The sequence below is a fragment of the Sphingomonas sp. QA11 genome, from assembly GCF_028473665.1.
GTDB lineage: Bacteria > Pseudomonadota > Alphaproteobacteria > Sphingomonadales > Sphingomonadaceae > Sphingomonas > Sphingomonas phytovorans.
In genome coordinates, this window is sequence record NZ_CP098774.1 from 5,185,984 (window position 1) to 5,199,725 (window position 13,742).

General features: G+C 66.5%; 15 protein-coding genes. 10 read left to right on the top strand and 5 right to left on the bottom strand.

Features of this window, described 5'->3' with window-relative positions; genetic code table 11:
* Positions 1-118 precede the first annotated feature (118 nt).
* The 3 genes from NDN01_RS24025 to NDN01_RS24035 all read left to right on the top strand — a co-directional run bounded on the left by NDN01_RS24025 (position 119) and on the right by NDN01_RS24035 (position 2,760).
* Positions 119-1,207: an FAD-binding oxidoreductase gene (locus tag NDN01_RS24025; RefSeq protein ID WP_272624739.1), complete on the top strand. Its 1,089-nt coding sequence runs from the start codon at positions 119-121 to the stop codon at positions 1,205-1,207.
* 114 nt (positions 1,208-1,321) lie between these two features.
* Positions 1,322-1,582, top strand: a complete 261-nt coding sequence (locus NDN01_RS24030) for a hypothetical protein (RefSeq protein ID WP_272624740.1) — start codon at positions 1,322-1,324, stop codon at positions 1,580-1,582.
* A 20-nt stretch (positions 1,583-1,602) separates the two neighbouring features.
* Positions 1,603-2,760 carry a winged helix-turn-helix domain-containing protein gene (locus NDN01_RS24035; protein WP_272624741.1) on the top strand — a complete coding sequence of 386 codons (1,158 nt, stop codon included), beginning with the start codon at positions 1,603-1,605 and terminating at the stop codon, positions 2,758-2,760.
* Positions 2,761-2,899: 139 nt separating this feature from the next.
* On the opposite strand, the gene NDN01_RS24040 is transcribed toward NDN01_RS24035, so the two are convergent.
* Positions 2,900-3,304 (bottom strand): hypothetical protein, encoded by a 405-nt coding sequence (locus NDN01_RS24040; RefSeq protein ID WP_272624742.1) that lies wholly within the window; start codon positions 3,302-3,304, stop codon positions 2,900-2,902.
* 104 nt (positions 3,305-3,408) lie between these two features.
* On the opposite strand from NDN01_RS24040, the gene NDN01_RS24045 reads away from it, so the two are divergent.
* Positions 3,409-4,734 carry an NRAMP family divalent metal transporter gene (locus NDN01_RS24045; RefSeq protein ID WP_272624743.1) on the top strand — a complete coding sequence of 442 codons (1,326 nt, stop codon included), beginning with the start codon at positions 3,409-3,411 and terminating at the stop codon, positions 4,732-4,734.
* Positions 4,735-4,825: 91 nt separating this feature from the next.
* On the opposite strand, the gene NDN01_RS24050 is transcribed toward NDN01_RS24045, so the two are convergent.
* From NDN01_RS24050 to NDN01_RS24060, 3 genes are all read right to left on the bottom strand, one after another.
* On the bottom strand, positions 4,826-5,947 hold the full coding sequence (locus NDN01_RS24050; protein ID WP_272624744.1) for an NADH:flavin oxidoreductase/NADH oxidase: 1,122 nt from the start codon (positions 5,945-5,947) through the stop codon (positions 4,826-4,828).
* A gap of 155 nt (positions 5,948-6,102) precedes the next feature.
* Positions 6,103-6,924, bottom strand: a complete 822-nt coding sequence (locus tag NDN01_RS24055) for a ferredoxin--NADP reductase (RefSeq protein WP_272628403.1) — start codon at positions 6,922-6,924, stop codon at positions 6,103-6,105.
* A gap of 2 nt (positions 6,925-6,926) precedes the next feature.
* On the bottom strand, positions 6,927-7,346 hold the full coding sequence (locus NDN01_RS24060; protein WP_272624745.1) for a hypothetical protein: 420 nt from the start codon (positions 7,344-7,346) through the stop codon (positions 6,927-6,929).
* 148 nt (positions 7,347-7,494) lie between these two features.
* Here NDN01_RS24060 and NDN01_RS24065 point away from each other — a divergent pair, with 148 nt between their 5' ends.
* The 5 genes from NDN01_RS24065 (at position 7,495) to NDN01_RS24085 (ending at position 11,223) form a co-directional block, all read left to right on the top strand.
* Positions 7,495-8,511, top strand: coding sequence for an acyltransferase family protein (locus tag NDN01_RS24065; protein WP_272624746.1), 1,017 nt, complete (start codon positions 7,495-7,497; stop codon positions 8,509-8,511).
* Between the two features lie 75 nt (positions 8,512-8,586).
* Positions 8,587-9,309, top strand: a complete 723-nt coding sequence (locus tag NDN01_RS24070; protein ID WP_272624747.1) for a hypothetical protein — start codon at positions 8,587-8,589, stop codon at positions 9,307-9,309.
* Between the two features lie 69 nt (positions 9,310-9,378).
* Positions 9,379-9,762, top strand: a complete 384-nt coding sequence (locus tag NDN01_RS24075; protein ID WP_272624748.1) for a VOC family protein — start codon at positions 9,379-9,381, stop codon at positions 9,760-9,762.
* 41 nt (positions 9,763-9,803) lie between these two features.
* On the top strand, positions 9,804-10,478 hold the full coding sequence (locus NDN01_RS24080) for a fumarylacetoacetate hydrolase family protein (protein WP_272624749.1): 675 nt from the start codon (positions 9,804-9,806) through the stop codon (positions 10,476-10,478).
* A 217-nt stretch (positions 10,479-10,695) separates the two neighbouring features.
* A complete protein-coding gene (locus NDN01_RS24085) occupies positions 10,696-11,223 on the top strand; it encodes an AAA family ATPase (protein ID WP_272624750.1) in 528 nt (175 codons plus the stop codon).
* Between the two features lie 50 nt (positions 11,224-11,273).
* Here the strand turns inward: NDN01_RS24085 and NDN01_RS24090 are convergent, their stop codons facing one another.
* Entirely contained in the window at positions 11,274-12,317 is a 1,044-nt protein-coding gene (locus NDN01_RS24090; protein WP_272624751.1) for a rod shape-determining protein, read from the bottom strand.
* Positions 12,318-12,560: 243 nt separating this feature from the next.
* Here NDN01_RS24090 and NDN01_RS24095 point away from each other — a divergent pair, with 243 nt between their 5' ends.
* Positions 12,561-13,712, top strand: coding sequence for an alpha-xenorhabdolysin family binary toxin subunit A (locus tag NDN01_RS24095; protein ID WP_272624752.1), 1,152 nt, complete (start codon positions 12,561-12,563; stop codon positions 13,710-13,712).
* The last annotated feature ends 30 nt before the right edge of the window (positions 13,713-13,742 follow it).

A 13,742-nucleotide genomic window follows, 5' to 3' on the forward strand; every position in this document is an offset into this window, starting at 1 on the left:
GCCGCCAGGGTCGTTCCGGGGATTCACACTGATCGAAAGCAAGCAAATGCGGTGAATTGGATCGACATTGGGGCCACCTGCGCTTGGGTGGCTCCGCAGAGTATGACATTTCTCCGGCATGCCGATGTTCGAACCGACTTCGCGGCCGATGACCGATTATGGCGGATTCCATCAGAGTAGCGGCATCTATTGGCGCTTCGCTCCGCCGGACGTGGGGTCGCTATGGGCCGGCCTTGCCGAGGTGAAGGGGCGCGGCATGGCGGTGCGGATCAGGGGTGCCGGCTATTCGATGAACGGCTCGTCGATCCCGCGCTCGGGCGAAGTGCTGATCGAGACGAAGGGCCTCGATTCCTATGTCTTCGCCCATCCCGGCACGATCACCGCCGGCGCGGGCGCGACGATGTGGGACGTGCAGCGCCTGCTTCAGCCGTTCGGCTATGAACTGCTCGTCCTCGATGACGGCAATATGGCGGCGGCCACGATCGGCGGCTATATCTCGGCGGGCGGCTTCGGGGCGCAGAGCCCCCGCCACGGCGGCTTCTGGGAATGTGTCGAGAGCATCGATATCGTCACCCTGGAGGGCGCGGTGCGGACCGTCGGGCGCACCGATCCGCTTTTTCCCTGGCTGTTCGGGTCGATGGGCCAGCTCTGCATCATCGTTTCGGCGACCCTCGCGGTCAGGCCGCGCTCCGGTGCCGGCCAACCCTTCCCGGCGGGCAAGCGCGGCCGCGTGCCGTCGAGCCGCCGCACCTGGGAGAAGGCGATCTGTTTCTCGGCCTTTGTGCCTCGCCCCGTCTGGAACCAGGCCCGGAAGGAGCTGGCGGCGATCGGCGATCGGCATCGCCATGCGTGGCTGGCACGGCCGGCCTATGCCTGTTCGCTGCCCTTCCGCCACTTCACCCCGCCGCTGATCCACCCGGGCCAGCAGGACCTGGTCGCGGTCGGCATCTGGGGCGAGGAACCTGAAGGCGGCTGGGACCATATCGCGATCCGCGCGCTAGATGCGGAATTCAGCCTGTGGCTGCGGGCCCATCCGAATTTCCGCCGCTATGCCCAGACTGAGCTCCTCTATCCCGGCTTCGATATCGCTGCCCATTTCGGCGTCGAGTGTTTCGACCGCTTCCGCGACTGGAAGACGATGCTCGATCCGACCGGCCGGCTCGCGCCGGGCCTGCTCGACCTGCCCGCCCGGCGCGAAAGCGCCTGAGCGACGGAAGGCCGCATTCCGATCGCCGCCCGGACGAACGGCGCTTGGCGGCGGGCGCGGCGCAGGGCATGGTCGGCCGCGGCGCCGACTGACGGGGCCTTCCGGGGAACTGGCTTGGATCTCGACGCGCTGCTTCATCATTATTTCGGTACGACCGCGATCGAGACGCTCGACGATCCGGCGATCGAGCTGGGGATCGAACGGCTCGGCACCGCCTTCTGGACCGAGCGCGAGCCCGGCCGCCGCTTTGCGCTGTGGGCGCTGCTCCATTCGCTCGGCGACGCGCCCGATCCGGCCACCGCCTTCAAGGACCAGCGCGAGCGCGATGCGGCCATTGACTGGATCCGCGCGGCCGAACGGGCTGAACGATCCTGAGCGCAATCCCGTCCGAGACGATGTCGCAGGCCCAGGCGCGACGGATCGCGCTCGCCGCGCAGGGCTTCGGTGCCGAACATCCTGCGCGCGCCGATCAGGGCCATTTGCGCCGGACGATCGAGCGGCTGGCGCTGCACCAGATCGACAGCGTCAACGTGCTTGCCCGCGCGCATTATTTCCCCGCCTTTTCCCGGCTCGGGAATTACGACCGAACGCTGCTCGACACAGCCGCCTGGGGGCGCAAGGCGGAACGGCGGCTGTTCGAATATTGGGCGCACGAGGCATCGCTCCTGCCATTGGGGCTTCATCCCCTGCTGCGCTGGCGCATGGCCCGGGCCGATGCGGGCGGCGCCGGCTGGAAAAGCATGCGCGCCTTTGCCGGCGAACGTCGTTCGGAAGCGGAGGCCATCCTCGCCCGTATCCGCGCTGAAGGTCCGCTTGCCGCGTCCGATTTCGAGGAGGGGAAAAGCAGCACGGGCTGGTGGGCCTGGGGCCCGACCAAGCATGCGCTCGAATTCCTGTTCTGGGCCGGCCATATCACCACGGCGACCCGCCGCCGCAGCTTCGAGCGCGTCTATGACCTGACCGAGCGTGTCATCCCGCCGCGCATCCTCGCGCTGCCGACGCCGCCCGAAGCCGAGGCTCACCGCGCGCTGATCGAGCGTGCCGCCCGTGCGCACGGCATCGCCACCGCCACTGATCTGCGCGACTATTTCCGCCACAAGCCGGCCGAGGCGAGCACTGCCATCGCAACGCTGGCGGAGGAGGGGGTGCTGATCCCCGTCGCGGTGAAGGGCTGGTCCCAGCAGGCCTGGCTCCATCGCGACGCGAAGCGCCCGCGCCGGATCCGGACGGCGGCCCTGCTTGCCCCGTTCGATCCGCTGGTGTGGGAACGCGACCGTGCCGAGCGGCTGTTCAATTTCCGTTACCGGATCGAGATCTACACGCCCGCCGAGAAGCGCATCCACGGCTATTACGTCCTGCCCTTCCTGCTCGACGACCGGATCGTCGCGCGCGTCGATCTCAAGGCCGATCGCCAGTCGTCACGCCTCGTCGCGCACCGCATCACGCTTGAGCCCGCCGCGGCCGCCGGGACGATGGAGCGCCTGACCGCCGAACTGCGCCGCATGGCCGACTGGCTGGCGCTGGACGATGTGGCGATCGGGTCGGTCGTCTGACGTCGTCCGGGGAGCTTGCTGCAACCGATCTACTTCAAGCACGCGCAAGCCAAAATAGCAGCTTCCTATCATCGGACACTTCATGAGGCGGCCAGCGCGTCGACCTCGTGGGCAGGGGCAATGTATAGCTGCGTCGGTACTATGGAGTCGGTGAGCACGCTGCCGCGAGAACCGGGCGAGGCGTCGCTTTCCAAAGCGCGGCGGTGCGTATGGTATATGACGCGTTTACCGAAGAACGGGTCAATACTAGGATGAAGTCTCGGTCGGACCTTATCTGACCATGTGCAATCCGGCTTGCCGGCAGAGTTCGCCTCGCCTCATGCCCTCGTACAAGCCGCTTGACCGAAACCTGCGTGTCGAAACGGCCGTGGCCGAGCACGTCATCATTGCCGGTCATGTCGGTATAGGCGAGGGTCTTCACGCGTCCGATCGCCACGACATCGTTGCATCCCCAATCGAGAACACCGCCTTTTTCCGCGGCAGCAGCAACGTTACCGTTCAATAGCAAGAGCGCCGCTAGCGCGGCAACGTGCTTCAGAGACATGGCCTTAGATTAGCTGGCTGCGGGCCGATCGTCGAGCAGGTCACAGTAGAGTAGACGAGGGACTTGTCCCTCGAACCGCAATCCGACAACGATTGCACGTGACGATGAACGATCCGGCGCGCATGCCGTTGTCACTCAGCCCGGATATCGGCCGCCTCATCAAGGATCGCTGCATGAAGCCTGAAGGCAGTAAACCCGGGCTGATCAAGCAACTCGGCCCCGGCCTCATCACCGGCGCGGCCGATGACGATCCGAGCGGTATCGCCACCTATTCGCAGGCCGGCGCGCAGTTCGGCTTCGGGCTGCTCTGGACTCTGGTGCTCACTTATCCGCTGATGACCGCGGTGCAGCTGGTCAGCGCGCGGATCGGCCGCGTCACCGATGCGGGGCTGGCGAGCAACATGGTGAAGATCATGCCGCGCTGGATCGTCACCGGCCTCGTCATGATGCTGTTCGTCGCCAACACGATCAATATCGGCGCCGATCTCGCGGCGATGGGGGCGGCCGCGCAGCTCGTGCTTGGGGCGGGGGACCACATCTTCACCGCGATCTTCGCGATCGTGTCGCTGCTGCTCCAGGTCTTCGTGCCCTATCACCGCTATGCCGGGATCCTGAAATGGATGACCCTGGTGCTGCTCGCCTATGTCGCCCTGGTCTTCATGGTGAAGGTCGACTGGGCGGCGGTCGGCTGGGGCATGGTCTGGCCGACCGTGGCCGGCACCACCGCCATCACCACCGTGGTGGCGATCTTCGGCACGACGATCAGCCCCTATCTCTTCTTCTGGCAAAGCTCGCAGGAAGTGGAAGAGGTCGATCGCGACGACGCCAAGCACGCCCTGAACGACGCGCCGGGCGAGGCGCGCGGCGAATTCAGCCGGATCAATTTCGACACCTTCAGCGGCATGGCGGTGTCGAACCTCGTCGCGCTGGCGATCATGATCGGCACGGCGGCGACGCTGCACGCGGCAGGCAAGACAGACATTGCCACCGCCGCCGACGCGGCCAGCGCGCTGAAGCCGGTGGCGGGCCAGTTCGCCTTCCTGCTGTTCAGCCTCGGCATCATCGGCACCGGCCTGCTCGCCATTCCGGTCCTTGCCGGCTCGACCGCCTATGCCATCGGCGAAGCGCGCGGCTGGAAGATCGGCCTGGAAAACAAGCTGTTCGAGGCGAGGGGCTTTTACTCGGTCATCGCCGTATCGACGCTGCTCGGCATCGGCATAGACTGGTCGCCGATCGACCCGATCAAGGCGTTGTTCTGGAGCGCGGTCATCAACGGCGTGGTCGCGGTGCCGATCATGGCGGTGATGATGATCGTCGTCTCGCGCCGGTCGATCATGGGCGACTATACGGCGACGCTGAGACTGCGTTTCTTCGGCTGGGCGGCGACGGCGGTGATGGGCGCCGCCGCGGTGGCGATGGTGGTGATGTAGGGCGCGGGCGCCCGAGTCACCATCGTGCGTATCGAGCCAGGCTGGCGTGCTGCGCTTGTCCCTCGATACGCCGCCCCGACACGCTCGACGGCTATTCGCGACGAACGGAAGAGGGGGTGAACAAATCCCGGTGCTGGCGCGGCTGTGACCTCAGATACTGGTCGGGTGCCTTCACCCGTCCACCGAGATGCGCGGCCGCGTGCCAGGGCCAGCGCGGATCGTAGAGAATGCCGCGGGCAAGCGCGACGAAGTCGGCATCGCCGGTGCCGATGATCGCCTCGGCCTGCTCGTAGTCGGTGATCAGCCCGACCGCGACCACCGGCAGGCCGGTCGCCTGCTTCACCGCGCGGGCGAGCGGCACCTGGTAGCTGGGGCCGACCGGGATATCCTGCCGCGGGTCGAGCCCACCGCTCGATACGTGCACGGCGCTGCAGCCATGCGCCTCGAGCGCCTGGGCAAACGCGACGGTCTGCTCGACGTCCCAGCCGCCCTCGACCCAGTCGCTGCCGGAGAGTCGCATCGTCACCGGCCGGTCGGCGGGGAAGGCAGCGCGGACAGCATCGAACACCTCGAGCGGAAAGCGCATCCTGTTCTCAAGGCTGCCGCCATAATCGTCGTCGCGGCGGTTCGACAGCGGCGACAGGAACTGGTGGAGCAGATAGCCATGCGCGCCGTGGATCTGCACCGCGTCAAGGCCGAGCCGTGCCGCACGCCGGGCCGAAGCGGCGAACGCCTCCCGCACCCGATCGAGCCCGGCCCGGTCGAGCGCCAGCGGGGCATTGTCCTTGTGATGAAAGGCGATCGGGGAGGGCGCCACCGTCTGCCAGCCGAGCGGGGCGCCCGGCGCGATCTGCGCGCCGCCCTTCCACGGTACTTCGGTCGATGCCTTGCGGCCGGCATGGGCGAGCTGGATCGCGACCGGCATGTCGGACCAGCGACGGACGCTGTCGAGCGTCCGGGCGATCGCCGCCTCGGTCGCGTCGTCGTAGAGGCCGACATCGGCATGGGAAATGCGGCCTTCGGGGAGCACCGCGGTCGCCTCGATCGTGAGCAGCGCCGCGCCCGACAGCGCCAGATTGCCGAGATGGATCTGGTGCCAGTCGGTCATGCAGCCGTCGACCGCCGAATATTGGCACATCGGCGCGATCACGATCCGGTTCGACAGCGTCAGCGCGCCGATCGACCGGGGTTCGAACAGCCTGGGTCCCGCCATCTTGCGTCTCCGAATTGCAACCCGGCGCGAATGTCGCCGCGCCGTGCAGATCGGGATGCTCCAACCAACAGTCAACCGCACCCATATCCACTGATGGATGCATGTTCCTTTTCTGGCAGGCGATCCTCTTCCCCGCTCAGAGCCGAGGCCAGCCATTAGCCGACGAAGGCGCGCTCGATCACATAATGGCCGGGCTTGTTGTTCGACCCTTCCTCGAACCCGCATGCCTCGAGCATCGCCGCGGTGTCGCGGATCATCGCGGTGCTGCCGCACAACATCACCCGGTCATGCTCCGGATCGAACGCCTTCGCCCCGGTCAGCGGCGGACCGAACAAATGGCCATTCTCCACCAGCGTGTCGATCCGCCCGCAGGTCCTGAACGGCTCGCGCGTCACCGTCGGCACATAATGGAACTGAAGCAGCGCCTGGTCGCCCACCAGCGGATCACCGGCGAGCTGCGCGGTCAGTTCGTCATGATAGGCGAGGTCGCTCACGCGCCGCACCGAATGGACGATCACCACCTGCCCAAACCTGTCGTAGACATCTGGGTCGCGCGCCACGCTCAGGAAGGGGGCCAGCCCCGTGCCGGTCGATAGCAGGAACAGCCGTTTCCCGCCGAGCAGCGCGTCAAGCACGAGGGTGCCGGTTGGCTTGCGGCCGAGATAGAGCTGGTCGTCGGGCCTGATCGTCTGGAGCCGCGAGGTCAGCGGTCCGTCCGGCACCTTGATCGACAGGAACTCGATCTCGTCGGACCAGGCCGGGCTGGCGATCGAATAGGCGCGCATCAGCGGCCTGCCGCCGGGATCCTCGTCGCCGGGCAGTCCGATCATCACGAACTCGCCTGACCTGAAGCGGAAGCTTGCCGGCCGCTCGACCGCGAAGCTGAACAGATGCTCGTTCCAGTGCCGCACCCAACGGACCGGCACGGTCTGGAACGCGGCATGATCGGGGATGGTCCTTGGCGGGCGCACGGGCATGTTCATGGGCGCTGCACCGTCGTGTCGGTCATCGCGGTCGCGACGAAATCGGCCGCCTGCGCCAGTCTGGCCACCGCGTCCTCGGTCACCAGCCCGGCCGCCACGCGCTTGAGCCGCCCGATCGGCCCTTCCTGCGCCGTCGCGAACAGCGCCAGCAACCGCGCCTCGTCGTCGGTCGTCCTGGCCGATCCGGCGCTACCGAAGCGCACCTGGCTGAGGCTTTCCTGGTCGAGCGTCGCCATCAGCATGTTGAAATCGGGCAGCGCTTCGGCGATGCCGCGCCGCGCGAAACCGGCATGGAGCGCGTGGCAGCAGCACCGCCCGGCGCGCGCCGCGCCGACCCATGTCCGCATTGCCGTGAGCAGGAAACGCTCGGGCTCTTCGAGCCGGCCGACCGCGCGGTCGAGATAACGGTACATCATGCTTCCTTATTGCGAGTGCGTCGCATTATTGTGAATGGTGCGATGCGTCAATGCTCGACTGAGCTGAATTCGTCGCGGATGTGGTTGGGTCGGGTTGAGGACAATTCCGCCACGCCCTATCGTCAGGCCGGGGGACCGCGCCGTGACGATGGAGGAGCCTGATATCGTCGATCGGCCCGCCATGGCGCGGCGTCGTCTGTTCGGCCTGCAATATTTGCGTGCGATCGCGGCGACCGGCGTGGTCCTGTTCCACGCGACCGAGGCGGCCGGCGCGCCCTGGCGAATCGGTTCCCGCGGCGTCGACCTCTTCTTCGTGCTCAGCGGTTTCCTGATGATCGCGATCACTGACGGCGGCGCGCGGCCCTGGCCTTTCTTCAAGGACAGGCTGTTGCGGGTAGCCCCGCTCTACTGGATCGCGACCGCCGCGCTCATCATGGTCGCCGTGGTCGGCCTCGCGCCATACATGACGCTCGATCCGGTCCGGATCCTGACCTCCTTCGCCTTCATTCCCTATGGTGACCTCACTGCCGGGCGAATCATCCTGCCGATCCTTCCGGTCGGCTGGACGCTGAACGTCGAGATGCTGTTCTACACGCTTTTCGCGCTGATCCTGGTGCTGCCACGCTACCGGATGCTGGTGCTGACCTGCGTGATCTGCGGCCTGGTCACGCTTGGCTTCCTCTGCGGCCCGACCGGGGCGGGGGCTGCCTGGACCCAGCCGATATTGCTTGAATTCGTCGCGGGCGGCTGGGTCGGCATGGCCTGGGTCAGGCCGGAACGGCGGCGGCAGATACTCGTCTTCCTGCTGCCCGCGCTGTGTGTGTGGACTGCCCTGCCGGTCGGAAGGGTCGGCGTGATGGTGACGCTGATCCTGGCGGCCGTCCTGTTCTTCGAGGCGCGGGGCGCCGGCATTCCGAAATGGCGCCCGCTCCTGCTGCTCGGCGACGCAAGCTATTCCATCTATCTGTGGCAGATCTTCCCGCTGCAATTCGTCTTCGTCCTTGGCCAGCGCCTGAACGTGCCGCCCGCCATCCTCGCCGTCACCGCCAGCCTTGCCGCGATCGGCGGTGGAATCCTGGCCTATCTGCTGCTTGAACGCCCGCTGCTCGCCCTGCTCCACCGCCGGCGCACCAGGCACGGCATCACTATCCCGGCGGGGCCATGATCAGCGTCCGGCGAAGGCTGGTCGGGCACCGCGCTATTTGATACTGTCGGCTGACGTTTTGCGGGGGCAGACGACATGGCGACAATAGTGGGCGGCTTCGGGCGGGATGCGGTCGTCAGGGACCGTGGTTTCTTCCTCATCATGGCACTGGCGATTTCAGCGACGGTGGTCGCCGGATTCACGCTTCAACTCGTCGCCGGCCGGTCGAGCTTCGCCTCGCCCTGGTGGGTGCATGTCCACGGCATCACCTTCATGGGCTGGCTCGCCATCTATGTGGCGCAGAATGTCCTCGTCTATCGCAACGACATCGCGCTGCATCGCCGGCTCGGCCGGTTCGCGGCAGGCTATGTCGGCTGGATGGTGCTGGTCGGGCTCAGCGTGAACACGCTGGCGGCGATCAATCACCGAATCCCGCCCTTTTTCGAAATCAATGTCTTCCTGGTGATGGACTGGCTGACCGTGCTGGTCTTCGCCGGCCTCACCTGGGCCGGGGTACGGATGCGGCACCGGACCGACTGGCACCGCCGGCTGATGCTGTGCGCTGCGATCATGATCATGACGCCCGGCGCCGGCCGGCTGCTGCCGCTGCCGCTGCTCGGCACCTGGATCATCTGGTCGATCTGGCTGATCATGCTGGTCTATATCGGCGTGGCGGTGACCTATGATCTGGTCACGCGCGGCAAGGTGCATCCGGCGTATTTCTGGGGCTTCGGCGCCATCACCCTGGCGACCGCGCTGATGCGTCCGCTGGCCTTCACCCCGCCGATGCTCGCGATCACCGCTGCGCTGACCGGCTGATCGGAGCCGCGGGGTATCTTGACGCGGTCTCTCGTCCGGGCGAGTCTCCTGCGCAAAGGAGAGACATGAATGTTCAGCCACATGATGGTCGGCAGCAACGACATCGCCCGATCGAAGGCCTTCTACGACGCGCTCTTCGGCACTCTCGGCGGCAAGCCCGCCTTCCAGGATGACAAAGGCCGCCTGATCTACATGCACAATGGCGGAATCTTCATGGTGTCGGCCCCAATCGACGGCAAGAATGCCTGCCATGCCAATGGCGGGACCATTGGCTTCACGATGGCAAGCCCGGAAGAGACCGATGCCTGGCACAAGGCGGGGGTCGAGCATGGCGGCAGCTCGATCGAGGACCCGCCCGGCCTGCGCGATGGCGGCTTCGGGCCGATGTATCTCGCCTATCTGCGCGATCCCGACGGGAACAAGCTGTGCGGCCTGCACCGGGTGAAGGCCTGACGGAATCCGCCGTCGCGCCCTTTCTGAAAGCCGACCGCGCCATGCCGCTTCCGCACGTTGCCCCGGCCACGCTGGCCATCATGGGCACGCCCGATCGTTTTCCTGTCCGGCGCATCTTTTGCGTCGGGCAGAACTACGCCGATCATGCGCGGGAAATGGGCTCCGATCCCGACCGGCAGAAACCCTTCTTCTTCACCAAGCCGGCCGACGCCGTCGTCGATGGCGGCACTGTGCTGCCGTTCCCCGCCCGCACCGCCGATCTTCATCATGAGGTCGAGCTGGTCGTGGCGCTGTCCGGGGGCGGCACTGACATCCCGGTGGCTGACGCCGCCGGGCTGATCTTCGGCTATGCGGCCGGGCTCGACCTCACCCGCCGCGATCTCCAGGCGGAAGCGAAAAAGGCTGGCCGCCCCTGGGACATGGCCAAGGGTTTCGACCGCTCAGCGCCGATCGGCCCGCTGACCCCCGGCATTCCGCCGGCCAGCGGCAGGATTTCCCTCACGATCAACGGCGATCCGCGCCAGTCGGGTACGCTCGACCAGATGATCTGGAATGTGCCCGAGATCATCGCCGAGCTGTCAACCTATGTCGACCTCAGGCCCGGCGACCTGATCTTCACCGGCACCCCCGCCGGCGTCGGCCCGATCCTGCGCGGCGACCGGCTTGAGGCGATGGTCGAGGGCGCTGCGCCCTTGCTGGTCGCGTTCGCCGGATAGGCCGCGGGCTTGCAAGCCGGCATGCCGACGCTGCTGCGCAGGCGGTTCAAAGGGGGCAGTCGGCGGAAAATGGACAGGCACCGGCTGGACCGAAAGGCCGTCAGCTGGCACAAACCGCCCATGACCTTCCCGGTTCACATTGCAGGCGCCGCGATCAGCGGTCGAATTAAGCACCCGGCCTGATCCGTCAGGCCGGGTCCGCCCGCATGTGAACACCATGGCGCCCGACGCGCCACGCTCAAGGTCTATGATGATGTCAACGCAGGAAACGACGCTGCACCTCATCTGCGGCAAGATCGCCGCCGGGAAATCGACGCTTACCGCCAGCCTCGGCGCCCTCCCTCGCACCATCGTGGTGGCTGAGGATCAATGGCTTGCCAGGCTCTATCCCGGCGAGCAGACCAGTCTCGCCGATTATGTGCGCAATTCGACGCGCCTACGGAATGCGATGGCGCCGCATCTGGTGGCGCTGCTGCGAACCGGTGTTTCCGTCGTCCTGGATTTTCCCGCGAACACCCTGGCCAGTCGGGCGTGGATGCGCATTCTGTTCGAGGAGGCGGGGGTGGCGCACCAGCTCCATTATCTCGACGTCGCCGACGAGATTTGCAAAGCGCGCCTTCGCGAACGAAATGCCAAGGGCGAGCACGAGTTCATCGTGACGGACGAGGAGTTCGACCTGTTCACCCGGCATTTCGTGGCACCGGCCCCCGATGAAGGCTTCAACATCGTCCTTCATCGCCAATAGAGGTGCCATGCGCTCCTCGGAGAAAGTCGCGGGGTCGGGTGCCGCGGCCCTCAAGCCGTTGTCGTGACTCCCCGGTAAACCGGATCCTCCAGCGCGCGCCCGGCGCCCATCGCGACGCAGATCAGTGCGTTTTCCGCAACGATCACCGGCAGGCCAGTCGCCTTGGCCAGCGCCTCGTCGATGCCGGAGAGAAGCGATCCGCCGCCGGTCATGACGATGCCCTGGTCGTAGAGATCGGCGGCCAGCTCCGGTTCGGTCCGCTCGAGCGCGCCGAGCACCGTCTCGACTACCTGGCCGACCAGGTCGGCGAGCGAGCCGGCGATCTCGGCCTGGGTGACCTCGACCTCCTTGGGCACGCCGGCGACCAGATCGCGTCCCTTGACCCGCATGACCAGGCCGTCCTGCGCTGTCTCCGCGCTGGCCATTCCGATCTCGATCTTCACGCGTTCGGCGGTCGATTCACCGATCATCAGGTTGTGCTTGCGGCGGATGTACGAGGCGATCGCATCGTCCATCCGGTCCCCGCCGACCCGCGCCGAGGTGCTGTAGGCGAGGCCGCGCAGCGACAGCACCGCCACCTCGGTCGTACCGCCGCCGATATCGACCACCATCGCGCCGATCGGCTCGGTGACAGGAAGGCCCGCGCCGATCGCCGCGGCCATCGGCTCCTCGATCAGGTGGACGGTTCGCGCGCCCGCATTCTCAGCCGCCTGGCGGATCGCGCGCCGCTCGACCGGGGTCGCGCCGGAGGGGATGCAGATCGCGACCTCGGGGTTGCGCGGCAGCCGGCTCTTCCCGCCATGCGCCTTGTCGATGAACGCCTTGATCATCTGTTCGGCGACGTCGATGTCGGCGATCACCCCGTCGCGCATCGGCCGGACGGTACGAAGCGTGTCGGGCGTCTTGCCCATCATCAGCTTGGCTTCGGCGCCCACCGCGCGCACGCGCTGGACGCCGTCCAGCGTCTCGATGGCCACGACGGAGGGTTCGTTGAGCACGATGCCCCGGTCGCGCAGATAGACGACGGTGTTGGCGGTCCCGAGATCGATCGCCATGTCATTGGACGCTCGGCTGAACAGGCGAGGAAAACGCATTGAGATGTAATCATTTCCGAATTAGCGGCGCGCGCCGGCTCGCCTGAACTATGGCGCATAAGTTGGGAGCGGCGGCGTGGGCGCGTCGGCACAGCGCGTCAAGGTCCGGGGTGGACCGGGTGCGTCCGACCGGGCTTTGCGGGCGACGAGGGGGTGGCACCGCGTTGCTCCACAGCGCCGCTTCGGTTGTAACACTTCCGGAATAAGCGTTATTCCCCGTGCTTCGCGGATGATGGGGACTGCATGATGGCTTCGAGCGCAACCACGACGACGTCGCCGCTTTCGCCCAAGGCGACGACCAATCCGGACGGCAGCTTCTTTCTCGCCTCGACTGACTGGATCACGCTCCAGACTTATCTTCAGGCGGCGGTGACGCTGCCGATCACTGGGGCGGAGGCGATTGCCAAGCTCGGCATCAACAGCGCGGATGCCGATTATTTCGCGCCGCTGTGGAGCGCCTATTCGGGCGTTCACGATCATTGCCACGATTTCTCGATCAACACCTTCCCGGAAACCGTGTCCCTCGCCTCCGACATCGTCGATTACGGGCGCAACAAGGTGCCGGTGTTCTACGGCGCGATCTCGAAGATCGCCGACAAGGTCAGTGACGGGGTGCTGACCGAGGAGAAGGCGCAGGTCCAGATCACCCAGGTGCTGACCAACCTGGTCAAGGATGCCCAGACACGCGGCGATCGCGCGGCAGCGGTCGAGGCGGCGATCGCCAGCTTCATTGCCCAGACCCAGGCCGACAAGGCGCTGCTCGATCCGTTGCAGACGCGTTACCGTAACGAGCTTGAGGGCGATAACGGTCGCATCGCCGAGCTGGAGGCGGATCTCGCGACCGAACAGGCGGTGATCGACGCCGAAAATGCGGAATATGCGAAGGACGTGAAGCTCGCCGCGACCACCCCGACCTATGGCTGGATCGTGCCGGCGGGCACTATCGCCGCAGCGGTGGTCGCCGGCATCTATGGCGCGCGCGCGACGGCCGCGCTCAGGGCGATGCGCGCCGCGCAGGAGCAGTTCGACAAGGATTCCGACGAACTCGCCAGCAAGCGGCTGATGGCGCAGGACCTGACCACGGCGGGCACCAGCCTGGACGGGGTGCTGACCGCGCTTAATTCGGCGCTGCCGATCGTGCAGAAGGCGCGGGGCGCCTGGCATGCGCTGTCGGACGATATCGGCAGCGTCCTGAAGACGCTGGCCAACGATATCGGGGGGCAGGAATCCTTCATCGCCTCGCTCGGCGTGGATACGGCGATCAGCGAATGGTCGGAACTGGCCAAGAAGGCCGACACCTACCGCGCAAACGCCTTCATCACCGTGCTGAGCGAAGCGGAGGTCACCGCGCGGATTGCCGCCGATCCGAACGCCTTTGCCGTATCGCACGGCTGATCCGGCACCTCCACCACTCGACAGGGAACC